This is a genomic window from Streptomyces sp. NPDC002265 (assembly GCF_040296125.1).
In the GTDB taxonomy this organism is placed as follows: Bacteria; Actinomycetota; Actinomycetes; order Streptomycetales; family Streptomycetaceae; genus Streptomyces.
On sequence record NZ_JBEOWS010000131.1, the window covers coordinates 1 to 23,350 of the forward strand.

The 23,350-nt window shown below is 72.6% G+C and carries 20 protein-coding genes; 11 read left to right on the forward strand and 9 right to left on the reverse strand.

From position 1 onward, the window contains the following. Positions 1-101: 101 nt before the first annotated feature. Positions 102-482, reverse strand: coding sequence for a response regulator (locus ABT085_RS22800; protein ID WP_351610775.1), 381 nt, complete (start codon positions 480-482; stop codon positions 102-104). A gap of 309 nt (positions 483-791) precedes the next feature. Between ABT085_RS22800 and ABT085_RS22805 the strand changes: the two genes are divergently transcribed. The 4 genes from ABT085_RS22805 (at position 792) to ABT085_RS22820 (ending at position 5,076) form a co-directional block, all read left to right on the forward strand. After that, entirely contained in the window at positions 792-1,460 is a 669-nt protein-coding gene (locus ABT085_RS22805; RefSeq protein WP_351610777.1) for a response regulator transcription factor, read from the forward strand. Continuing rightward, positions 1,453-2,784, forward strand: a complete 1,332-nt coding sequence (locus ABT085_RS22810; RefSeq protein ID WP_351610780.1) for a sensor histidine kinase — start codon at positions 1,453-1,455, stop codon at positions 2,782-2,784. The genes ABT085_RS22805 and ABT085_RS22810 overlap by 8 nt, the downstream gene beginning before the upstream one ends. A gap of 110 nt (positions 2,785-2,894) precedes the next feature. Then, positions 2,895-4,283: a copper resistance CopC/CopD family protein gene (locus tag ABT085_RS22815; RefSeq protein WP_351610783.1), complete on the forward strand. Its 1,389-nt coding sequence runs from the start codon at positions 2,895-2,897 to the stop codon at positions 4,281-4,283. Between the two features lie 151 nt (positions 4,284-4,434). Next, positions 4,435-5,076: a DUF1775 domain-containing protein gene (locus ABT085_RS22820; protein ID WP_351610786.1), complete on the forward strand. Its 642-nt coding sequence runs from the start codon at positions 4,435-4,437 to the stop codon at positions 5,074-5,076. A gap of 30 nt (positions 5,077-5,106) precedes the next feature. Here the strand turns inward: ABT085_RS22820 and ABT085_RS22825 are convergent, their stop codons facing one another. Next, a complete protein-coding gene (locus ABT085_RS22825) occupies positions 5,107-5,808 on the reverse strand; it encodes a response regulator (RefSeq protein ID WP_351610788.1) in 702 nt (233 codons plus the stop codon). 203 nt (positions 5,809-6,011) lie between these two features. Continuing rightward, complete coding sequence (locus ABT085_RS22830; RefSeq protein WP_351610791.1) at positions 6,012-6,476, reverse strand: cyclic nucleotide-binding domain-containing protein; 465 nt, start codon at positions 6,474-6,476, stop codon at positions 6,012-6,014. Between the two features lie 306 nt (positions 6,477-6,782). On the opposite strand from ABT085_RS22830, the gene ABT085_RS22835 reads away from it, so the two are divergent. The 3 genes from ABT085_RS22835 (at position 6,783) to ABT085_RS22845 (ending at position 9,435) form a co-directional block, all read left to right on the forward strand. Then, positions 6,783-7,421: a hypothetical protein gene (locus ABT085_RS22835; protein ID WP_351610794.1), complete on the forward strand. Its 639-nt coding sequence runs from the start codon at positions 6,783-6,785 to the stop codon at positions 7,419-7,421. A gap of 154 nt (positions 7,422-7,575) precedes the next feature. Then, positions 7,576-8,508: a universal stress protein gene (locus ABT085_RS22840; RefSeq protein ID WP_351610797.1), complete on the forward strand. Its 933-nt coding sequence runs from the start codon at positions 7,576-7,578 to the stop codon at positions 8,506-8,508. A 24-nt stretch (positions 8,509-8,532) separates the two neighbouring features. Next, positions 8,533-9,435, forward strand: coding sequence for a universal stress protein (locus ABT085_RS22845; protein ID WP_351610799.1), 903 nt, complete (start codon positions 8,533-8,535; stop codon positions 9,433-9,435). Between the two features lie 94 nt (positions 9,436-9,529). On the opposite strand, the gene ABT085_RS22850 is transcribed toward ABT085_RS22845, so the two are convergent. Then, positions 9,530-9,994: a pyridoxamine 5'-phosphate oxidase family protein gene (locus ABT085_RS22850; protein ID WP_351610801.1), complete on the reverse strand. Its 465-nt coding sequence runs from the start codon at positions 9,992-9,994 to the stop codon at positions 9,530-9,532. A gap of 322 nt (positions 9,995-10,316) precedes the next feature. On the opposite strand from ABT085_RS22850, the gene ABT085_RS22855 reads away from it, so the two are divergent. The 3 genes from ABT085_RS22855 to ABT085_RS22865 all read left to right on the forward strand — a co-directional run bounded on the left by ABT085_RS22855 (position 10,317) and on the right by ABT085_RS22865 (position 13,385). Continuing rightward, positions 10,317-12,044 (forward strand): GAF domain-containing sensor histidine kinase, encoded by a 1,728-nt coding sequence (locus ABT085_RS22855; RefSeq protein ID WP_351610803.1) that lies wholly within the window; start codon positions 10,317-10,319, stop codon positions 12,042-12,044. 147 nt (positions 12,045-12,191) lie between these two features. Further along, the gene (locus tag ABT085_RS22860; protein WP_351610808.1) at positions 12,192-12,749 is read left to right on the forward strand and encodes a hypothetical protein; all 558 of its coding nucleotides are present in this window, start codon (positions 12,192-12,194) and stop codon (positions 12,747-12,749) included. A gap of 39 nt (positions 12,750-12,788) precedes the next feature. Beyond that, a complete protein-coding gene (locus ABT085_RS22865) occupies positions 12,789-13,385 on the forward strand; it encodes a hypothetical protein (protein ID WP_351610815.1) in 597 nt (198 codons plus the stop codon). Between the two features lie 253 nt (positions 13,386-13,638). On the opposite strand, the gene ABT085_RS22870 is transcribed toward ABT085_RS22865, so the two are convergent. The 5 genes from ABT085_RS22870 to ABT085_RS22890 all read right to left on the reverse strand — a co-directional run bounded on the left by ABT085_RS22870 (position 13,639) and on the right by ABT085_RS22890 (position 20,785). Further along, positions 13,639-13,794 (reverse strand): DUF6131 family protein, encoded by a 156-nt coding sequence (locus ABT085_RS22870; RefSeq protein WP_351610818.1) that lies wholly within the window; start codon positions 13,792-13,794, stop codon positions 13,639-13,641. Positions 13,795-14,032: 238 nt separating this feature from the next. Further along, the gene (locus ABT085_RS22875; protein ID WP_351610821.1) at positions 14,033-15,217 is read right to left on the reverse strand and encodes a serine hydrolase domain-containing protein; all 1,185 of its coding nucleotides are present in this window, start codon (positions 15,215-15,217) and stop codon (positions 14,033-14,035) included. A gap of 77 nt (positions 15,218-15,294) precedes the next feature. Next, complete coding sequence (locus tag ABT085_RS22880) at positions 15,295-16,134, reverse strand: hypothetical protein (RefSeq protein ID WP_351610824.1); 840 nt, start codon at positions 16,132-16,134, stop codon at positions 15,295-15,297. Between the two features lie 141 nt (positions 16,135-16,275). After that, positions 16,276-17,778 (reverse strand): MFS transporter, encoded by a 1,503-nt coding sequence (locus tag ABT085_RS22885; RefSeq protein ID WP_351610827.1) that lies wholly within the window; start codon positions 17,776-17,778, stop codon positions 16,276-16,278. A gap of 178 nt (positions 17,779-17,956) precedes the next feature. Further along, positions 17,957-20,785, reverse strand: a complete 2,829-nt coding sequence (locus tag ABT085_RS22890; protein ID WP_351610834.1) for a lectin — start codon at positions 20,783-20,785, stop codon at positions 17,957-17,959. Positions 20,786-21,546: 761 nt separating this feature from the next. Between ABT085_RS22890 and ABT085_RS22895 the strand changes: the two genes are divergently transcribed. Next, positions 21,547-23,350 (forward strand): arabinofuranosidase catalytic domain-containing protein (locus ABT085_RS22895; protein WP_502982780.1); only part of this gene is annotated, 1,804 nt, incomplete at its 3' end.

The following is a 23,350-nucleotide window of genomic DNA, read 5'->3' on the forward strand; positions in this document are numbered from 1 at the left end:
CCGTCACGAAGGTGACCGGACGGGTGATCCTGCGCTGGTAGCCGCGGCCCGGCCGCCCCGGACGGGTGCGTGGGCCCGGTCCGACCGGGCCCACGCACCCGTCAGGGCTTCACGCCCTCGGGGCAGGCGGCCGTGATGGCGTCGAGGACCGTGTCGATCCCGGCGTCCTTGTGCAGGACCGTGGCGGCCCCGGCGTCGAGGGCCGCCCGTTCCAGCCGGCCGCCGACCGCGGAGGTCAGCACCACGACCCGGGTCCCCGGACGGAGTGTCAGCAGCCGTCCGGTCGCCTCGGCGCCGTTCAGCACGGGCATGACCAGATCCATGAGGACCACGTCCGGCAGCAGCCGCAGCGCCGCTTCGACGGCCTCCGCGCCGTCGCACGCCACTCCCACCACGTCCACGAGCGCGCTGCGGTCGAGCGCGGCGGACAGGGTGTCCCGCACGAGCGGGTGGTCGTCGACGACGAGCAGGCGAATCGGCATGGTCCAACGGTGCCCGTTTCCACGCGTATCAGCCATCCCCAAACCAGAGGGGTCGACCGCGCATGCGGGCACATTTCCTTCACAACCAGCACTTTCCCTCGATCGTGCCCTGACTGTATGACAGATGCTTTTCGGCCATGGCGACTCGCGAAGGCGGAGAGAACGCTCCGAAGCGGGAGGTTTCGGCGACGGCGCGGGCACTGATCAAGGACACAATTCCTTCACAAGCAGTGGTTTCCCCCGGCCGTGCCGTGGTTCCATGGCGTATGCGATCCGGCCACAGTGGCGGATCGCCGAGGTAGGGGGAACATGCCGGAACAAGAAGGTTCGCCGACGACCCGGGTACTGATCGTCGACGACCATCGGACCTTCGCGGAACTGCTGGCGTTCGCGCTGGGATCCCAGCCGGACTTCGACTGCGCCGGTTGGGCGGGCACCGGCGCGACGGCCGTCGAACTGGCCGCCAGGGAGCGGCCGGACATGGTCGTGATGGACATCTCGCTCGGCGCGGAGAGCGGACTCGAGGTCACCCGGCGGATCCGGGAGGCGACGCCGGACGCGACCGTCGTGGTCGTCTCCGCGCACCGCGATCCCGACTGGGTGGTACGCGCCGCGCAGGCGGGCGCGAGCGCGTTCGTGCCGAAGACCGGTTCGCTGGAGGAGATGCTGAGCGTCCTGCGCTCCGTGCGGCAGGGATCGATGCTGGTGTCGGCGTCCATGTTCGGTGAACCGCCGCCCCGGCCGCGGGTCACGGACGACCCCGCGCCGGTCGACCTGACCGCCCGTGAGTCCGAGGTGCTCACGCTGATGGGCAAGGGGCTGGCCCCGGCGGAGATCGCCAGACTGCTGGGCATCAGCATCAACACCTGCCGCGGCTATGTGAAGTCGATCCACCTCAAGCTCGGGGTGCGCTCACAGCTGCAGGCCGTGGTGAAGGCACAACAGCTCGGTCTCGTCGAGGCGCACAGCGATGGCTGACCGCGAGGGCACGGTCCCGGCGCCGGAACAGGGCGGCAGCAGAACGGTCCGGCACGCGGTGATCGCGATGATCGTGATCGGGCTGGGCGCCTTCACGGTCGTCGGCGCCGGCACCGTGCTCGCCGCCGAGTCGATCGCCAAACGGACCGCACTCGCGGAGGCCGCGCGGTCCGCGCAGCTGATGGGCAACGTGATCTTCAAGCCGGCCATGCCCGGGGTGATGCGCGGGGACATCGTCGCACAGGCGCGGCTGGACGAGGCGGTCCGGGCCCGGGAGGGCGAGGGCGGCGTGGTGCGCGTGAAGGTGTGGAACCGGCAGGGCGAGGTGCTCTACAGCAACGAGCACCGGGCCATCGGGATGTCCTTCCCCCTCAACGACGACGTGCGCAAGACCATCGACCAGCAGGCCAGCTGGGCGGACCTCTCCGACCTGTCCGACGAGGAGAACATCACCGAACCCCACGGCGACAGCCGACTGGTGGAGGTCTACGTCCCCCTGGACCTGGCGTCCGGCGAACGGCTGGCCCTGGAGGTGTACTCCACCGACGACAGGGTGGCCACCGCGCGCAGCGAGCTGATGCGGACCCTCGTACCGTTCTCGGTGCTGGCCCTGCTGCTTCTGCTGGTCACCCAGCTCCCGGTCTCGGTGCAACTCCTGCGCCGGGTCAGCCAGGCCGACGCGGAGCGCAGCCGGCTGCTGCGCAACGCCCTCACCGCGTCCGAGCGCGAACGGCGCGCGATCGCCCGCGACCTGCACGACGGTGTCGTCCAGGACCTCGCCGGTGCCGGGTACGCGCTGGCGGCCGTCCGGGCCGACCTGCCGCCCGGCACCCCGGAACCGGCCGGCGGCATGCTCGACCGGGTCTCCGAGGTGCTGCGCGGAGCCGTCGGCTCGCTGCGCACGCTGATGGTGGACATCTACCCGCCGGACCTGACCGAGGACGGTCTGCCGCAGGCGGTCGAACTGCTCGCCGAGCGCCTGCGCCGGGAGGGCCTCGCCGTCACCACGAGCGTCGACGTGCGGGCCGCGCTGGGGCCGGACCTGACGGCCGCCGCCTACCGCTGCACACGGGAGTGCGTGACGAACATCGTCAAGCACGCCGAGGCGGAGCACGCGTGGATCGACGTCACCGGAGGCCCGGACCGGCTGCTGGTCGTGGTGGCGGACGACGGCAGGGGACCGGGCACCGCCCTCGGCACGACCGGGCATCTCGGGCTCCAGCTCATCCGGGACACGGCGAGCGAACTGGGCGGCGAGGTCACCGTCGCCGAGCGCGCCGGCGGCGGCACCGAGGTGCGTGCCGTGCTGCCGGTACGGCCCTGACCCCCTCGTTTTGAGGGGTTCCCACCCCCCAAGGGCGAGGCTGCCGGTGGCCGCGGCGCGGCGCCACCCTGGAGACACCGTCCGACCAGTGCACCCGGGGGAAACAGCGGATGCGCCGCATCGTCACCATGCTCTGCCTCGTACTCTGCGCCCTGTGCCTGCAGACCGTGTCCGCGGGCCCCGCCGCCGCGCACACCGGCCTGTTGTCGAGCGAGCCCGCGGCCGGACAGGTCCTGCCGCACCTGCCCGCCCAGGTCGCGCTGACGTTCCGCCAGCCGGTGACCGCGGGCGTCGACGCGGTGCGCGTGTTCGACGACCACATGCGCCGGATGGACCTCGGCGGCCACCCCGACGACCGGCGGCACCGGACCCTGCGCACGGCCCTGCCCGGCAGTCTGCGCGCGGGCACCTACACCGTGGCCTGGCAGGTGACGTCGGCCGACGGACACCCCGTGGCGGGCACCTACCAATTCTCCATCGGTACGACCACACACGTCGTGGGCGTGGTGCCCCCGCTGGCCGGTGCGAACGCCGCCTGGGCCGGACGGCTCCTCGGGGCGGCCCGGGGCATCGGCTACGCCGGACTCGCCCTGGGCCCCGGCGTGCTGCTGGTCGCGCTGTGGCTGTGGCCCGCCGGGCTGCGACGGCGCAGGACCCGCGCCCTGGTGTGGGGCGGACTCGGCCTGCTGGCGGCCGGCACGCTGGCGGTCCTGACCGTGCACACCGTCTGGGCCGACGGCCGTCCGCTGGCCGAGGCCTGGTCCGGTGCGCACGCCCACCAGCACGCGGCGACGGCCGACCTGGCCTACGCGGTGCGCTTCTACGCCCTGCTGGCGCTGGGCGCCGCGATCGCGGTGGTCACCGCGTCGGCCGGGCGCGACAGGCCTGCGAGGCCGCTGGTCCTGGCGACGACGGCCGTGGTCGTCGCGCTCTGGGCCACCTGGCCGCTGACCGGGCACGCCGTCGACGGCCGCTACGCACCGCTCGCGATGGCCGCCGATCTCGTCCACCTGGCCGCCATGACGCTCTGGCTGGGCGGACTCGCACTGGTCGCGGCCGTCCTGGCGCGCCCCGCCCACCTCGGCGACCTGGCCGCCGTACTGCCCCGGTTCTCGCGGCTGGCGTTCACGGCGGTCGTCGCCCTCGTCGTCACCGGGACGTGCCAGGCCTGGCGGGAGGTGGGATCCGCCGGGCATCTCCTCGACACCGGGTACGGCCGGCTGCTCCTTGTGAAGTCGGCCGGGGTCGCGGCGCTCGTCGTGCTCGGCGGCGTGGCCCGCCGCTGGGTCCACCGCCACACCGGCCACCCGGCGCCCCTTCCGGCGCCGACGGCCCAGGCGGCGGGCACCACGCTCACCCTCACCGCACCGGCCCCGCCCGCGCCGCCGGACGCCGCCGTCGTACGCGCCCTCAGGCGCGGTCTGCTGGCCGAACTGCTCGTCGCGGCCGCCGTGCTGGGCGTCACCGCCGCGCTGGTCACGGCCGCCCCGCCCGTGTGACCCCGCCCCGCCACCCGCCCGCACCCGTCCCCGCGGCCCCGAAGCCGAACCTCCGCGACCACGCCCGTCCCCGCGGCCCCGAAGCCGTTCCGGCTCGCCCCACGCCCGTCCCGTACCCACTCCGGCCGGGACCCCCGAGAGGAAACGACCCATGAAGCTGCTTCGCCCGGCCCGCACCGCCGCGGCCCTGCTCGCCACGGGACTGCTGCTGGCGACGGCGACCCCCGCCTGGGCCCATGTGCACGTGCACGCCGACCAGGCGGTGGCCCCGGGCGCGACCGACGTGCGCATGACGTTCCACGTGCCCAACGAGAAGGCGTCCGCGCGGACCGTCGGCGTACGGATCGAGGCGCCGAAGGGGGTGCGCGGGGTGCGCGCGGAGCAGGTGACGGGCTGGACCGCCGAGCCGGCCGCCGCCGGCGACGCGGGCCGGACCGTCGGCTGGTCCGGCGGGGCGATCAGCGGCGAGGACGGAGTCGACTTCGTCGTCCACGTCGACCGCGTACCCACCGGGGTGTCGGAACTGACGTTCGTGGCGCGGCAGCAGTACGACGACGGCGAGGTCGTCACCTGGGACCAGAGGACGGTGGCGGGACAGCCCGAACCGGAACACCCCGCGCCGGTGCTGAGCCTTGCGGGGGCTCCTGCCGCCGACGCCGCGGCCGACTCCGCGACCAGCCCGGACACCGCGTGGACGGCTGCCGTCGACTGCGGCGTACTGCTGCTCCTGGCGGCCGTGGGGCTTCCGGTGGCGCGGTCCGCGGCACGGCGCCGCGGCGCCACGACAGGCTGAACCGCCCGCCGGTGCGTCGGCTTGGGGCCGTCACCGGGCGGGGCGGTCGCCGCCGTCCGGGAGGTCCAGCTGGGAGGCGAGGACCGCGGCCTGCACCCGGCGCTGGACACCGAGCTTGGCCAGCAGCCTGGAGATGTGGTTCTTGACCGTCTTCTCCGACAGATAGAGCCGCGTGCCGATCTCGCGGTTGGTCAGACCGTCCCCTATCAGGGCCAGGATGTCCCGCTCGCGGGGGGACAGACCGGCCAGTTCGGGGGCTACGGAGGGGGTCTCGGCGGGGTCGGCGCGCAGGGAGCGCATCAGGCGGGCCGTGGTCGCCGGGTCCAGCATCGACTGGCCGGAGGCGACCGTGCGGACGGCGGAGACCAGGTCGGAGCCCCTGATCTGCTTCAGGACGTAACCCGAGGCCCCGGCCATGATGGCGTCGAGCAGCGCGTCCTCGTCGTCGAACGACGTCAGCATCAGACAGGCCAGCTCCGGCATCCGGCTGCGCAGCTCCCGGCAGACCGTGATGCCGTCGCCGTCAGGCAGACGTATGTCGAGCACGGCGACGTGCGGGCGCACTGCCGGGCCGCGGACCAGTGCCTGTTCGACGGTGTCCGCGTCACCGACCACCGAGATGTCCGGTTCGGCGCCGAGGAGGTCGCTGATGCCACGCCGGACGACCTCGTGGTCGTCGAGCAGGAAGACGCGGATCGGATCCTGCTCCGTGAAGGTGCGTGTCTCGGTCATGGCGACCCCCTCTTCCCTGTTTCCGGCTGCGGACGGACCACCGGATGCCCATGACGCCGATCATCCCCCGGCGGCTCCGGGTGCACCAGGGCCGACCGGCCCCACTCGGCCACGGGACGTTACCCCATCGGCCCCAGGTCACGGCCTCGGGACCCGTCCCGCCGGCTGATCCGCACGGCCGGACGGGGGCCGGCGCACGGCGGTCAGTCGTCGCTGCCCGCGCCGGAGGGGGCGTACAGGTCGAGCAGGCAGGCCCGGGCCGAGCGCAGTCGGTGGGCGAGCACGTCCCCGACCCAGGGCGTGACGGTGTTGCCCAGGGTCGGATCGTCCTGACACATCAGACGTACGGCCGTGGCGTCGAACTCGTACGCCCGGACCGGAGTCGTCGCCACGGCGCCCAGATGCCAGACATGCGGGCCGAACAGCCAGGACCAGCCGACGAGTTCGTTGTGCCGAAGGGTCTCGACGACGGCCGCGCGACGGCCGGGCACCCGCATGTCGAGCTCGACCGCGCCGCTGCGGACGATCCAGAACCGGTCGGCCCGGCCGCCCTCCTCGAACAGCCGCGCCCCCTGCGGGAACGACACCTCGCGGGCGACCCGCATGAGCCGCTGCCGGTGCTCGGCCGGCAGGGCGCGCAGCATGGTGGGCGCAGGGACGGTGATCACGGCGTGCCTCCCCGGTGGGTGGTGGGATCTGCCACGGCCAGTGTCGGTCCGGTGCTCCCGGGCGGGCCATGGGCCGATCGGCCCGTCGGCCGGGCCACCCGGCTCAGCGCGGACACCCGGCCGGGGCCATGCCGGGCAGCAGGGCGCCGGCGGCCGGGCATGCACCCCAACGGCCCTTGGAAACAGGGCCGTTCAGCCCCATCCTGACGGACCTTCGGCATCCGGCGGTCACCGCTCCGTGAGCCGAGAGTGGGGGTGTCAGACAGCGAAAGGACCCCGCCGCCCCTCCCCGAAGGGACCACCACCATGGCCGTGCACGAGCACCCTCAGCGGAGCCCGGGCTTCTACCTCCCCTTCCGCAGGATGCGGACCGCCTCCTCCGGGACCGCCTCCTCCGGGACCGCCGCACCGGCCCACGTCGGCACGCCCGGCGCGCAGGCCTACGCCTTCGCCTCGCTGCGTCTGCTCACCGGGTTCGTCTTCCTGTGGGCCTTCCTCGACAAGACCTTCGGCCTCGGCTACGCCACCCCCTCCGGCAGGAGCTGGCTCGACGGCGGCTCGCCGACCAAGGGCTTCCTCGGCTCGGTGGCCGCCGGGCCGATGCGGTCCACCTTCCACTCCTGGGCCGGGGCCGCCTGGGCGGACTGGCTGTTCATGCTCGGGCTGCTCGGCATCGGCGTCGCGCTCCTCGCCGGTGTGGCGCTGCGCCTCGCGGCCGCTGCGGGCACGCTGATGATGGCCCTGATGTGGATGGCCGAGTGGCCGCCCGCCAAGCACCTCGCGGACGGCTCGGCGAGCATGTCGGCGAACCCCTTCGCCGACTACCACCTCGTCTACGCCGTCGCCCTGATCGCCCTGGCCGCCGCATCCGCGGGCGACGCCCTCGGACTCGGCAGGATCTGGGCCCGGCTCCCGCTCGTCCGCCGCAGCCGCTGGCTGCGGTGACCCGCACGAGACACGGCGGGGCCGCCGTCCCGAGGACGGGCCCCGCCGGTCGGACCACGAAGCCCGCAAGGCGAAGCAGCGCGCAATGCGAAGACGTACCCCGCAATCGGATGACGAACAGCGGACCGGAGCCCCGGTCCAGGAGGTGGAGATCATGACCCGTCCCGTCACCGTCGGTCTCGACGGTTCCCCCGAGAGCCGCGCGGCCGCCGAGTGGGCGGCCGGCGAGGCACGGCGGCTCGGTCTGCCGCTGAAGCTCGTCCAGGTCTGGGAGCCGGTACCGGATCCCATGGTGCAGGCGCCGATGCTGGGCACCGAGGTCCACCAGCACTGGACCGAGCGGATCCTGCGCGAGGTGGCCGAAGGTGTCCGGGAGAGCCACCCCGGGCTCGACGTGAGCACCGAGCAGCTGTCGGGGCGGCCCGCCGACGTCCTGGTGAGCGCGGCGGAGGACGCCGAACTGCTGGCCCTCGGCTCCCGCGGACTGAGCGGCATCGGCGGCTTCGTGATCGGCTCCGTCGGCCTGTCCGTCGTGGCACACGCCGGGCGGCCGGTCGTCCTGGTCCGCGCCGGGGCACAGGCCGCCGACGTCCGCGCCGGGGCACCGGCCGCCGACCCGCACGGGACGGACCCGGCCGGTGCGCCGTCCACCGCGAAGGGCGCGCGGCCCGTCGTCCTCGGCCTCGACACCGACGGCCCGGACGACCGGCTCATCGAGTTCGCCTTCGCGGCGGCCGCCCGCCGGGGTACGTCCCTGCGGGTCGTGCACGGCTGGAACCCGCCGCCGTACTACGCCTACGGCCTCGCGGTGGACCCCGCACTCCAGACGGACCTGGCGCGTGGCGCGAGCGCCCGGCTGACCGAGATCCTGAACCCGTGGCGCACGAAGTTCCCCGAGGTCCGCGTAATCGAGGAGTCCCGGTACGGCAACCCCGGCACCCACCTCGTCGACGCCTCCGGCGAAGCGTGCCTGCTGGTCGTCGGCCGACGTGTCCGCCGCAGCCCGCTCGGCGCCCGCATCGGCTCGGTCGCCCATGCCGTCCTGCACCACTCCACCGCCCCCGTCGCCGTCGTACCGCACGACTGAACCGCCCCCGAGGGAGCAGAGACCATGCATGACCGGAACCGGACGGTGGGAACGACGGGCCGGCCGGTCGTGGCCGGCGTCGACGGCTCCGCACCCAGTCTGTGGGCCGTCGACCGCGCGGCCGAGGAGGCCGGACTGCGCGGCCTGCCGCTGCGCCTGGTGTACGCCTCGCTCTGGGAGCGGTACGAGGGCTCCCGTCCCGTCGGCGACCCGGACCGGCCGTCCGAGGAGGTGCTGGCCGAGGACATCGTGACCCGTGCCGCCCGGCGCGCCCACGACCGCCGACCCGACGTGAAGGTCACCACCGAGGTACTGCCCGAGGAGCCCGAGTACGCGCTGCTGCGCGAGAGCCGGACCGCCTCCCTGCTGGTGCTGGGAAGCCGCGGCCGCGGCTCCCGCGCCGCGGCCCTGCTCGGCTCGGTGAGCCTGACCGTGGCCGGGCACACGCACTGTCCGCTGATCGTCGTGCGCGACATCCACGACGCCCCGGCCCCGTCCGGCACCCCCGGCCGCGTCGTCGTGGGTGTCGGCGAGCAGCCCGCGGGTTCGGCGGCGGTGCGCTTCGCCGTCGAGGAGGCCCGGCGGCGAGGGGTGCCGGTCGAAGCCGTACGTGCCTGGCGCGGTCCCGCGCACGGGAGCACCGGTCATCCGCTGTTCGGCGGAGAGCCCGCCCACCTGCACCGGCAGCAGGCCGTGGAGGCGCTCGAAGCGGCGCTGCGGGACCTGCCGGCCGATGTGGAACTCCACGGCCGTACGGTCGAGGGCCACGCCGGGACCGTCCTGGTGGACGCCTCGCGCGACGCCTGCCTCCTGGTCGTCGGGGCCGCGCCCCGGCACGGGCACCACGGGCTCCGGCTGGGCCGGGTGGCCCACGGTGTGCTGCACCACGCCGCCTGCCCGGTCGCCGTCGTGCCCGAGCGCAGGTGACCGCGACGAGGACGCCGGGCGGCGAAACACACGGCCTCGGCCCCGGATCCCCGGGCGCCGAGGCCGTCGGGTGCCGTCGAGGCCGTCGGGTGTCTCAGAACTCGTCCGGGCCGCCGTCCGCGGTGAGCAGGACACCGGTGACCAGGTCGGGGTGGATACGGATCGCCTGGTCCATGGTCTGCTCCACCCAGGGGTGCAACAGCGTGTGATAGCGGGCCAGTTCACCGGGATCGGTGACCAGACGGGCGTACCCCGTCACCACCACGCTCCAGCCCAGGTGCGTGTCGGGGTCGATGGCGTCGGCCTCGTAGGCGACGACCACACCGGGACCGTGGTTCTGGCGGGCGTACGAGGTCAGGGCGGCGGCCTCGTGGGTGCGGATGACGACGGCGCCGTCGTCCAGCACGTGGTTGACCGGGCGGATGGTCGGCAGGGCGTGCCGGGTGAAGACGATCCTTCCCAGGGACACACTGCCCAGCAGGCGCAGCGCCTCGGCGCTGTCGAGTTCGACACGGCGGCGAGGTGCCGCGATGACGTGCCGGTGGCTGTCGTGAACCATGGCGGGCTTCCGTTGGTGTGTGTGCGGGATGGTGCCCGGGCGCGGTCGGCAGGGCCGGAGCGGAGCGGCACCGCGGGGGATCGGCGCCGCTCCTGATCCCACTGTCCCCGGGATCGCGACGCGTTCCTAGGGCCGATGGTCCCCGACGCGGGTCCGTACGGCTCACCCCCGCCGCGGCACCCCTGCGCGCCGGCTTCCCGCGCGGGTGAGCCGGGGCGGCCGCAGGACCCGTGCCCGTACCGTGCGGTTCCCCAGACCGGTACCGTGACCCCTGACTGGAGCGGCCGGTGTCAGCCCGCCCGAGGAGTCGGAGGAGACGCAGGTGGGAAGCCCCGAGGAGCCCCAGGAGGCTCGTGTGCGGTTGCCGCAGCTCAGGCTGGACGAGCTGCTGGAGGAGTTGCAGGCCCGGCTGGACGCGGCCCGCGGCACCCGGGACCGGGTGCACAGCCTGCTGGAGGCGGTTCTCTCGGTCGGCCGGGAACTGGACCTGGAGCAGGCGTTGCACAGCATCGTGGAGGCGGCGGCCGTCCTGGTCGACGCCGAGTACGCGGCGCTGGGCGTGATCGGACCGGACGGCACGCGGCTGTCGGCCTTCCACACCGTCGGGGTCACCCAGAAGGAGATCAGCCGGATCGGCCCCTTCCCGCAGGGCCACGGCATCCTCGGAGAGCTGATCCACCACCCCGAGCCGCTGCGCCTCGCGAAGATCTCCGCGCACCCGGCCTCGTACGGCCTCCCGCCCCACCACCCGCCGATGAACACCTTCCTCGGCGTGCCCATCCGGGTGCGCGACCAGGTCTTCGGGAACCTGTACCTCACCGAGAAGCGCGGCGGGGCGCAGTTCGACGAGGAGGACGAGTCGGTCCTGGCGACCCTGGCCGTGGCCGCCGGCGTCGCGATCGACAACGCCCGCCTGTACGAGGAGACCCGGCTGCGGGAACGCTGGCTGCGGGCGAACGCGGAGATCACCCACAGCCTCATGTCCGGCGGCGGACGTACCGACGTGCTCGCCCTGATCGCCGAGCGGGCCGGGGAGATCACCGGATCGGCGCTGGCCGCGGTCGCGCTGCCGATGGAGGACACCGGGTCGCTGGCCGTGGAGATAGCCGTCGGACTGGACGCGGAGGCGCACCAGGGGCTTGTCCTGCCCGTCGGCACGACCTTGATGGGGCTGGCGTTCTCCACCGCGGCACCGGTCGTCAGCGCGGACGTCGCCCACGACGAGCGGGTCCCGCCGGGGCCGCAGCGCTTCGAGGGACTGGGCACCGCCGTGGCCGTGCCCATAGGCACCGTCGAGGGCGGTGTCCGGGGCGTGCTCCTGCTGGCGCGCGAGAGCGGGCGGCAGCCGTTCTCGGCGACGGAGACCGAGACCCTGCTGGCCTTCGCCGCGCAGGCCGCCGTCGCGATGGAGCTGGCGCAGCGGCGGCAGGACGCCGAGGAGGTCGCGGTGCTCAAGGACCGCGACCGCATCGCCCGCGACCTGCACGACCTGGCGATCCAGCGGCTGTTCGCCACCGGGATGACCTTGCAGAGCGCGGGGCGGTTCATCGAGCACCCGGAGGCCTCGGAGCGCGTCGCGCGGGCGGTGGACGACCTGGACGAGACCATCAAGATCATCAGGTCGACGATCTTCGGGCTGCGCGCGCGTGAGGGCGTCGAGGGGGCCGGTCTGCGAGCGCGCGCGGTGCGGATCGTGAGCGAGGCGACGCCGGTGCTGGGCTTCGCGCCCAGTATGCGGATGGAGGGGCTGGTGGACACCGGCGTGCCGCGCGAGATCGCCGACCACGTGGTGGCCGTACTGTCCGAGGCGCTCACCAACATCGCCCGGCACGCCCGCGCCCGGCGCGCCGACATCGTCCTGGCGGCGGACTCCGGCCGGCTGTGCCTCACGGTCACGGACAACGGCGGCGGCATCGCGCCCGGCGGCCGTCGCAGCGGTCTGCGCAACATGGCCGAACGTGCCGAACAGCTGGGCGGAAAAATGGAGTTGGGCACCCCCGACGGCGGCGGCACCGCTCTGGTCTGGTGGGTCCCGGTACCGGCCGAGTAGAGCCGTACCGGCCACGGCGGGGATGCGTCCGGGTCCCGACGGCGCCTTCAACCTCCCATATCGCCGTCAATGATGACGATTGTGTATGAACAGCGCATGCGGGAACCCGAGGGGTGGACATCCCTACTTCCTGAGGAGTGTGCGGCTATGCCGACAGGAACACTTCTGGCGATCATCGTCGCGGTCGTGGTGGTGGTCGTCCTGGCCGCCATGACGGTCTCTTTCATGCAGCGCCGTCGTCACCTCCGTGAGCGGTTCGGCCCCGAATACGACAGGACGGTCGAAGAATCCGACAGCCGGCGCGCGGCCGAGCACGAGCTCCAGGACCGCGAGAAGCGGCACGACTCGCTGGAGATCACGCCGCTCGCTCCCGGATCACGGGATCGCTACACGCGCGAGTGGAGCACGGTCCAGGGGGAGTTCGTGGACCGGCCGGTGGACGCGGTGCACGACGCGGACCGGCTGGTGACCTCCCTGATGCGCGAGCGCGGGTATCCGACCGAGGGGTTCGAGCAGCAGATGAAGGACCTTTCGGTGGAGCACGGCCGCACGCTGGACCACTATCGCGCCGCGCACGACGTGGAGAACCTCAGCAACGGGAGCCAGGCGACGACCGAGCAACTGAGGGGCGCCATGGTCCACTACCGCGCTCTGTTCGAGGAGTTGCTCTCCGACGGCGGCCGGACGCAGTCCGTTCCGTCCTGACCTCACGACCACCACCGCACGATGCGCATGGAGGAAGCCATGCAAGGCAACGAGGAGATGAATCGCACGACCGGCGGGCTGACCACCGACGACCTGGCAAGACCGTCCCGCGCCGACACCACAGCGCCGCAGGGAACAGGGGAGACCGCCCCGAAGGCCCCGATCTACCCGGGTGAGAGCACCGGGTCGGACGATGCGGGGCGGCCGGGTACCGAGGCCGCTCCCGGCTCTTCGGATGCCGCAGGCACGGGCGCGGATACACGTACGGGTCCGGGTACGGCGGGTACGGAGCGTGCCGCCGAGGGTGTCCCGGACACCGGGGTTGCTGCGGGTGAGAGCACCACGAGGGCTCCGGAGGACGAGGTGCCGCAGTTGCTGACGGAGGACGAGGAGCGCGGCTACCGCGATCGCTGGCAGCGGGTCCAGAGCAGGTTCGTGGACGACCCCCGCGACGCCGTGCACGACGCCGATGCACTCGTGGCGGACGTCATGCAGACTCTGGCCGCCACCTTCGCCCGGCACAAGAGGGACCTGGAAGGCCAGTGGAGCCAGGGCGAACGGGTGAGCACCGAGGAACTGCGCGGCGCGCTGCGTCGTTACCGCTCCTTCTTCAACCGGCTGCTCCTCGGTACGTGAGACGCCCGGGAGCCTTCCGATGCAGGTGACTCGTTCCGCGGGGTTGGGCAGACAGCCCCAGGGCGGGGCTCCGGGCCGACACACGGCGCGGGGCCCTTGCTCTGCGTCCGCATGCGTAGCCCTTGTTGCGCGTAGCCCGTGCTCTGTGTCCGCGTGAGTGTTCGTGAGTTGGTTCTCGTGAGCCTTGCCGCACGTCTGCGCGGCCGGCCGTGGTTCCCCGCAACCACGGCCGGCCGCGCAGACGCGCGGTGGGTCACCAGTAGTGGCGACGGCCGGCGACGCTGTGTCCCACTGCCCCGAGGATCCACAGGATCACGCCGACGACCAGCAGGATGATCCCGATGGTCCACAGGATGGCGAATCCGGTGAGGAAGCCGATGACGAGCAGAATGACGCCCAGGATGATCATGATCTCTCCCTAGGGAGCTGATGCGGGTTCGAGGGGCTCGGTGATGTCGGTCGCCTCCTCACTGCGCGCGGAGCGGTCTCCGGTGGGCGATTCTGCGGGCGGACCCGGTGAATGCGGCAAGCCGGCGGCGATGCCTCCGGACGCGATCTGTACGCCCACCGGGTACCCCCATCACGGCGTCACGCAACAGAGCCACGGCGAGCGGACGGCCGACCTCGCCGGACCGGGACGCCGTCCGTCACCGGCTGCCGCGGCCCCCGGCGCACAGTGCGTGGTCGACCAGGGCGCTGCCCGCGTTCTCCTGCTCCCGGATGTGCTCCAGGGTGTCGCCGCGGGCCTCGGACATGGAGACCACGACGCTTCGGCTGCCGTCCTCGGTGACGCCGTTGAGGGTGATGTACCCGCCGTCTCCACCCTCGTGGCTCCAGTAGGACCCACCGCAGCCCAGGGGGCGTTCGACGAGACCGAGTCCGTACCGGCCGCCGGGCCACAGTCGCTGGACCTCCGCGCTCACGGGGACGGTCCGCTTCATCTGCGCCAACTGCCGGGCCGGCAGCAGACGGCCCGCGAGCAGAGCGCGCAGGAACTCGTTCTCGTCCCGCGTGGTCGTGACGAACGACAGGATCGTGTGGTCCACCGGTGTCTGGTCGGTGACGTCCACCCGGGAACCGGGACCGAAGAACTGATAGGCCTGCGCGTGCGGCCGGGGCAGCGTGGGGGAGGTGCCCAGCCATCGGGTCCGGTCGAGGCCGAGCGGGCGCAGGACGCGGTCCTCGATCTCCTCGTGGGCGGGCCGGCCGGTGACCTTCTCGATGATCATGCCCAGTACGACGTAGCCGGTGTTGGAGTACCCCCAGCCCTTGCCGGGCGGGAAGTCCGGCGCGTGGGCCATGGCGCGGGCCACCAGTTGCCCGGGACTGTAGACGTCGTGGCGCTGCCGGTAGTACTCCTCCGGCGTGGTGTACCCGGGTACGTCGTCGTGGATGCCGCTGGTGTGCTGGAGGAGCTGGCGGACGGTGATCCGCCTGCCGTCGTTGCCGTTGCCCCGGATCAGCCCGGGCAGCCAGTGGTCGGCCGAGTCGTTCAGGGAGAGCCTGCCCTCGGCCTCCAGTTGGAGCACCACGGTGGCGACCAGCGTCTTGGCCGTGCTGGCCATCCGGAAGTAGCCGTCGGCGGGGACCGGCCGGCCGGTGCCCAGGTCGGCGGTGCCGCTGGTGGCGGTCGACTGCCGGCCGTCGGGCGCGATCACGCGGGCCTGCACACCGCTGATCCCGAGGGCGTGGATCGCCCGGGTGTCGTGGCGTAACTGTTCCAGCGGGGTCGGACCGGCGGGTCGGGCGACGGCGGTGGTCGTCTGGGCGGCGAGCAGCGTGGCGACACCGAGCGCCGTCATGGCGAGGTGCTTTCGCAGGGTTGAAGGCATGGCCGCACGCTAATTTCGCCCTTCGCCGGGCGCGATCCGGCGCACCCCCGGGGCGGAATGGGGATATCCCCCGGGCTCTAAGGGTGCTCGCAGAGCTGGAGGACGCCTGCGAGGGAGAAGCTCAGTGCGCCGGTGAGGGTTCCCCAGTTGGCGATCCCGGCGTTCACCGGTGCGCCGCCGGCGGGCCGGGTGAAGGCGGCGATCGCGGAGATCATGAACAGGACGGAGCCGAGCTGGTTCACCGCGACGATCCACCAGCCGAGGCTGCGCCGGCGGAGGCAGAACCGGCCGTGGCAGATCTCGACGAAGCCCAGATGCCCGGAGACCAGGAACAGCACGCAGCCGACCACGTCGGGCGCCCAGACCAGCCGGTTGACCTGTCGGACGGTCAGACCCCGCAGGAAGGAGTCCAGCAGGGAGACGGCGAAGACGAGGGTGCCCGTGAACAGGACGAAGGCGCAGAGCCAGTCCACCCGCATCGGCTCGTAGCTCCACCACCGCCAGCGTGGCGTGATCAGCCGCCCCTCGCCGCCGGTGTGACGGGGTGCGTTGATCACCTGAAGCAGCGAGACGTATCCGCCGGTGTTGAAGAACAGGCCGCCCACGAAGTAGATCGACGCGCACAGGGTGGCGTCGCCGGAGCCGAACTGGGCGACGGCGGCGCCGAGGGCGAACAGCGCCCCGCCGACGACGAAGGCGACCGCAGAGACGATGTTGAGCCGGCGCAGCCTGCCGATGCCGACGTCGTCCGCACGGGTCGCCCGTCCGGCCTTCGCGCCGGGCGGCCGTACGGCGAGCGTGCCGCGCCGCCGCGCGATCCGTGACTCCCACACCGTGGTCGGGCCGCCGGGAACCTGCCAGGTGAGCCTGGTGGTGAAAGGTCCCGCGCCCTCGGCGCGCCGCTCCGGTTGCCCCACGGGCCGAGCGTAGACGGCGGACGCGGACGGGAAGCGTGCGAAACGCCCTCGCGCGCGGAGGCGTGGAGCCGCCGATCTGCTGAGCCGTCGGGCTGCCGAGCCGGCGAGTCGCCGAGTCGCCGGGCCGCCGGGCCGGGATTCTCAGGCGCCGGGCCGGACCGGCTCCTCGACGCCGTCTCCCTCGGTACCGCGCCGGACCGCTCCCGCGGCCCGCTCCACGTCGGGGTGCAGCCGGCGCTCGCGCAGGTCCGCGACCGCCAGCAGCAGCGCGATCAGGCTGAATCCGACGGCGGTGAGCAGCCCGAGCTGGATGGCCGTGACGGAGTGCCCGTGGGCGGCCTCGTGCGCGAAGTACACCGCGCCCACCACGGCGATCCCGGCCGCCGAGCCGATGCGCTGCCCCGTCTGCAGCACCCCGCCGGCCGCCCCGGCGCGCTGCACGGGGACGCGGGTGAGGGTGAGCGTCGTATTGGGGGAGACCGTGAGCCCGGAGCCGATGCCGCCGACGACCATGGGCACGGCCGTGGCCCACCCGACCATCTCCAGGGGCACCAGCTGCACCGCCACGATCACCCCGAGCAGTCCCACCGCCACCCCGGTCAGGCCGATGACGACCAGCTTGCGTCCGTGGCGGGTCACCAGCCGGCCCCCGACGGCGGCGCCGACCGCGGAGGCCGCCGCGAAGGGCAGCACCGAGACTCCGGCCGCCAGCGCGCTGTATCCGACCGTGTTCTGGAGGAACAGGGAGTAGACGAAGAACACCGTGGTGAAGCCCGCGAAGTAGGTCAGACTGATCAGGGACCCGAAGGTGAAGGAGCGCAGGGAGAACAGCTCCAGATCGACCAGGGGAGCCCGCCCGCGCCGTCCCTGCCGTCGCTCCCACGCCCAGAACCAGGCCAGCAGCAGCGCGCCCACCGGCAGCAGCGCCCACTTCAGCCGTCCGGTCCACTGCTGCTCCTGCACCAGCGGCAGCATGAGCGCGAGCACGGCGGAGCCGAGGAGCAGCACACCGAACAGGTCGAACTCCTCCCGCTTGCCCTTCGACGCCGGGAACCGGGGCAGCAGCCGCAGTCCCGCGCCCAACGCGGCCACCCCGATGGGCAGGTTGACGAAGAACACCCAGCGCCAGCCGTCGTCGGTGCCGACGGCGTCGATCAGCAGGCCGCCCGCCAGCGGGCCCGCCGCCGTGGAGATCCCGATGACGCTGCCGAGCAGACCGAAGGCCTTGGCCCGCTCGGCGCCCTGGAACATCTGCTGGATCAGCCCCGAGGTCTGCGGGGCGACCATTCCCGCCGCCGCGCCCTGGACCAGCCGGAACACCACCAGCCAGGAGGCGCTGGGAGCGAGCCCGCAGGCCGCCGAGGCCAGCGTGAACACGGCAAGCCCCGCCAGGAACGCCCGGCGACGCCCGTGCATGTCGCCGAGCCGGCCCGCAGGCACCAGGACCAGCCCGAAGGCCAGCGCGTACCCGGAGACCACCCAGGACTGGGCGGCCTCCGAGGCGGCGAGTCCGTGTTCCATCGAGGGCAGTGCCACGTTCACGATCGAGGTGTCGAGCAGCGAGATGAAGCCCGCCGTCAGACAGACCGCGAGCGCCTTCCACCGTCGGTTGTCGGGGACGGGCCGGGCCTGGACTGTGGTCATGGGGTCACGCTAAGCAGCAACCCCGGCCAACGTGTGGAAGGAGCCCTTCCGCGCGCGTCGTAGCCGCCGCGCCCGTGCCCCGGTTCCCGGATGGAGCCGTGGGAACCGGGGCCCGGGCCCGGGCCCGGGTGCGGGGTGCGGGGTGCGGGGCGCCCCGCGCCGGTGCCGGTGTCGGACGTCAGGCCGCGGGCAGGCCCCATTTCTGTGCCGCGGTCCCGTTGCAGGTGTAGATCTGGAGCCGGGTGCCTTCCGTGGTGGAGGAGTTCGGGTCGTCCAGGCACAGACCCGAATTCGTGTTCTTCAGGGAGCCGTCGGATCCGACGGTCCACTTCTGGGCGCCGGTGCCGTTGCAGGTGTAGAGCTGTACGAGGGTGCCGTTGGTGGTTCCGCTGTTGGTCACGTCGAGACACTTGCCGAGGGTGCGCAGGGTGCCGTCGGCCGCGATGTTCCAGTCCTGGGCGTAGGTGCCGTTGCAGGTCCACAGCCGGATCGCGGTGGAGTCGGCGGTGCCGGAGTTCGCGTCGTCGATGCACTGGGTCGCGGTGACCCCGGAGGTGACGGGACCGACGCGGGGCCGGGCCGGGGGGGTCGTGTCACCGGGGTACGAAGGGGGCGCGGCGGACGCGGAGGCCGCCCAGGCGGTGTTCGGCGCGGTGCCGAGCGTGAAGGAGAGGGTGCCGCCCGAGGTGATCGCGGACGTGGGGGCGTAGGCGTTGTTCCAGGCTGCCCCGTTGAACGTCGCGGACTGCACGTACGGTGCGTTGTCCGCGGCGCCGTTGCCGTTGATGGTCAGGGTCGCGCCGGACGGCAGCGTGATCACGGCCTGGGAGAAGACCGGCGAGCCGAGCGCGAGGTCGGCGGTGCCCGGGGTCATGGGGAACATGCCCAGCGCGGACCACACGTACCAGGCGCTCATGGCACCCAGGTCGTCGTTGCCGTCGGCCAGACCGGCCGGGCTGTTCGACCAGATCTGCTGCTGGACGGAGCGCACGGTCGCCTGGGTCTTGTACGGGGCGCCGATGTAGTCGTACTCCCACGGCAGTTCGATGCTGGGCTCGTTGCCGACCCAGGCGTAGCCGTTGGCGCCGGTGTAGCTGCGCAGCACGGTGTCGAGGTAGTGGCTCATCGCCGTGTTGCCGCCCTTGGCGGTGGCGAGCCCGGCCACGTTGAAGGGCACCATGCCGGTGTAGATCCAGGAGTCCGCCTCGACCATGTCCGTGCCGCTGGTGGGGTCGAAGCCCGAGGTCCAGGAGCCGTTGGCATTGCGGGGCTGGACGAAGCCGGAGGCAGGGTTGAGTGTGTTGCGCCAGTCCTGCGCGCGATGGGCGTACTTCTGCTGGCTCGCGGTGTCACCGAGGGCGCCGGCGAAGGCGGAGAGCGCGAAGTCGGCGGTGTCGTATTCCAGGGTCGTGGCGACGGGGCCGTAGAAGTTGCAGCAGCCGTAGCTGCCGTCGTGGGGTTCGTAGCCGGGGCTGTCGAGGTAGTTCAGGCCCGGTCGGTCGTTGTTGGCCGTGCTCGCCTGCTTCAGCAGACCGGCCAGCGCCTTGGCGGTGTCGAAGTCCCGGGCGCCGAAGGCGTGGTAGTCGGCGATGATCGCGGCTGCCGGGTCACCGACCATGACGTAGGACTCGCCGTTGTTCTCCGACCACTTGGGGAAGATCCCGGTCTGGGCGTAGTCGTCGGTCATCGACTGGGCGGTGTCCGAGGCGACCTGCGGGCTGACCAGCGCCTCCAGTTGGGCCTGGGAGCGGTAGATGTCCCATCCGGAGTAGTTGGCGTAGGCGGCGCGGTGTCCGGCGTGCACGGTGTGCGTCTTGCCGTCGAACCCGTAGTACTGGCCGTTGGCGTCGCTGATGACGTTCGGGTGCAGCAGCGAGTGGTAGAGCGATGTGTAGAAGATCCGCTGCTGGTCGTCGGTGCCGCCGGCGATCTGGATCTTGCCGAGCGCGGCGTCCCAGGCGGAGTGGGCGGCGCTGCGCACGCTGTCGAAGTTCCAGCCGGTGTTCTCGGCGGTGCGGTTGGCGACGGCGTTCGCGACGGACACGTAGGAGACGCCGACCTTGGCCTGGACGACCTGGTTCGTGCTGGTGTCGAACGTGACGTGCCCGTTGGACGCGGCCGCCTGCGCCTGGTCCGAGGCGTCGGGCGCCGCGGCGGCGGATTTCGGCAGCGCGCCGTGCAGGGTCGGCCGGTTCGGCTGTTCGGGGGCGCTCTGCCCGGCCCGGGAGGCGCCGGGCGCGGCCGTCCTCGCCGACGGCGCGAGCGCGCTGCCGCTGGAGCCGAACGGCCGGTCGAAGACCATGTCGAAGTAGACCGTGTAGGTGTTCCCGGCCCCGCAGAACCTCCCGCTCGTGACCTGGCCGCTGACCTCGGTACTGGAGACCACGTTGAACTGGGTCGAGGTGCCGCCGTTCTGGCTGCCGGTCAGTTTGAAGAGCAGGTTGGCCTGGGTGGTGGCCGGGAAGGTGAAGCGCGCCATGCCGCTGCGGGTGGTGGTGGTGAGTTCCGTGGTCACCTTGTTGTCGAGGGAGACCCTGTAGGACCCGGCCGACGCGGACTCGTTGGCGTGGGAGAAGGAGTCCGAGGCGTTGTTGACGACGGCACCCACCGTGGGCAGCACGGGTAAGTCGCCGGCCGCACCGCACCCCGGTCCCGCGATGTGGGTGAGACTGAACCCGGTGATCGAGGAGTCCTTGTACTCGTAGCCACCGCCCGGGGGCCGTGACGAGGTGTCGGGACTCCACTGCACCATCCCGAACGGGACGTCCGCGCCCGGGAAGTCGTTGGCGTCGTTGGACGTGCCGATGAACGGGTTGACCAGATCGGCCGGCGCCGTCACGAGCTCGGCCCGCTGCGGCGGCGCCGCCCAGGCGGCGGGGGCGGGCAGGACGTACCCGCCCAGGAGGGCGGCGGCGAAGGCGGCGCCCATGGCCGCACCGAGCCTTCGGCCGCGAGCGGGGCTTCTGCTGTCGGCGGGCCGGCGGACACCGGCCGGAATGGGGGACATCGCGATCTGCCTCCTGAGGAGATACGGCGGGGGAGCAGAGTGACAACGTTGTCTGTCGAGCTGCCGTCTCTCGTACGGGAGGCAGGCGGGAGGCGGGCCCCGGTCGCCCTGTCGCGACAACGTTGTCTGACTGCGCCTGGAAGGCTTACGGCCTGAAAGTCGGTGCAGGGGGTTCGAACCTGTTGCCGCACCGGAGGGTCGTTGCCCGACCCGCTCCGGAGCACTTCGCAAAGTAGCCAGAGGTCGTGTGCACGTCAATAGAGTGGACACGGTTCCGTGTGCGGTACGCCGGCAGCCGGCGCCGCGCTGAACGGCTCTGTTGGTTGATGTGGGTTCCTGGGCGGTACGGCGGACGCGGGGTCGGGGGGTCGCGTTCGGGCCCGCGTCGCGACCGACCCGTCGCCGTCGGTGGCGGTCGCGGCGGTTCCGGTGTGGTGAGCGCCTTCTGGTGGCGTTGTCGCCTGCCTGGTATCCCCGTCACGGCAGGTCGGCGCGCCAGGAGTGCCGGCCGCTGTGCGCGCGTGGGTGCCGGTGGAGCCGTGCGGCGATATGCGGCCACGGGACCGAACGCGTACCGACAGCCAGCAAAGTACGTACCAAAGCGATGCCACAAATATTGACGTCTTCAAACAGGCTGCGTAGGTTCCGAGCCGGTCGACGCGCGGCCCGCCCGTGCCGGCGGGTGGTTCGTCGGTGTCGGCGCGCGGCCCGTCCGTGCAGGCGTACGTCCGGTCAAGGCTCGTCCTCGGAGGAGATATGTCATGCCTATAACAAGATTCTCTTGGGCTGGGGCAGCGTTACGCAGGGCTGCCGCCCCCGGTCGCCGAGCGGCGAGGGCGGTGGCGGTCGCGGTGTCGGCTCTCGGACTGGCCCTCGGCGCCCTGATCGGCTTCTCCGGCGCGTCGCAGGCGGCCGGCTCCCTGCCCTGTGACATCTACGGCGGCGCCGGCACGGCCTGCGTGGCCGCGCACAGCACGGTGCGCGCCCTGTACTCCTCGTACAACGGACCGCTCTACCAGGTCACCCGCGCCTCGGACGGCGCGAGGAGCGACATCGGTCTGCTGGCCGCGGGCGGTTACGCGAACGCGGCGCAGCAGGACACGTTCTGCGCGAACACGACCTGCCGCATCACGAAGGTCTACGACCAGAGCCCCAGGCACAACGACCTCACGCCGGGTCCCGCGGGCACCGCCGGGGGCGTCGACCGAGGGGCCGACGCGAGCGAGATCGCCGTGACCGCGGGCGGTCACAAGGCGTACGGCATCTGGATCTCGCCCGGCGTCGGGTACCGCTACACGGGAGTGGCGTCGGGCGTCGCGGTCAACGGTCAGCCCGAGGGCGCCTACATGGTGGCCAGCGGCACGCACGTCGGCTCCGACTGCTGCTTCGACTACGGCAACGCCGAGAGCACCCCGGCCGACACCGGCAACGGGCACATGGACGCCGTCAGCATCGCGACCACGTGCTACTTCGCGCCGTGCACCGGCTCGGGTCCGTGGGTCGAGGCCGACCTGGAGAACGGCATGTTCCAGGGGGACAACGGCTCCAACACCGCCAACCGCGGCAACAACAGCGCGTTCGTCACGGCCGTGCTGAAGAACGACGGACAGACGAAATACGCCCTCAAAGGCGGCAACTCCCAGTCGGGGGCCCTGACGACGTGCTGGGACGGAGGTCTGCCCACCCGCGGCGGCTACCGGCCGATGCAGCAGGAGGGCGGCATCATCCTCGGCATCGGCGGGGACAACAGCAACCGCAACCGGGGCACGTTCTTCGAGGGCGTCATGGTCGCCGGCTACCCGACCGACGCCGCGGAGAACGCGGTCCAGGCGAACATCGTCTCCGTCGGGTACTCCGGCCGGACCGACGTGCCCAACGGCCCGCAGGGGACGATCACCGGTCCCGGCGGCAAGTGCGTCGACGTCGCCGCTGACGACACCGGCGCCAACGGCGCGGCCGTCCAGCTGTGGGACTGCCAGACCTACGCCGAGGACCAGCACTGGACCCACCAGGCGGACGGCTCGCTGTCGACGATCGGGCGGTGTCTGGACATCGTCGGCAACGGCACCGCGAACGGCGCCAAGGCCGAGCTGTGGGACTGCAACGGGGTGGGCGGCCAGAAGTGGGTGCAGCAGGCCGACGGCTCGCTGCTCAACCCGCAGTCGGGCCGCTGCCTCGACTCGCCCAGCGGGGCCACCGGGAACGGGACGGTGCTCCAGATCTGGGACTGCAACGGCTCCGCGGCCCAGAAGTTCGCCGTGAACGGCGGAGCCATGGTCACCGGTCCCGGCGGCAAGTGCGTCGACGTCGCCGCCGACGACACCGGCGCCAACGGTACGGCCGTCCAGCTGTGGGACTGCCAGGCCTGGGCGGTGGACCAGCACTGGGCGCGCCGCACGGACACCTCACTGGCCACGCTCGGCCGGTGCCTGGACATCAACGGCAACGGCACCGCGAACGGTACCGAGGTCGAGCTGTGGGACTGCAACGGGGTGGGCGGCCAGAAGTGGGTGCAGCAGGCCGACGGCTCGCTGCTCAACCCGCAGTCGGGCCGCTGCCTCGACT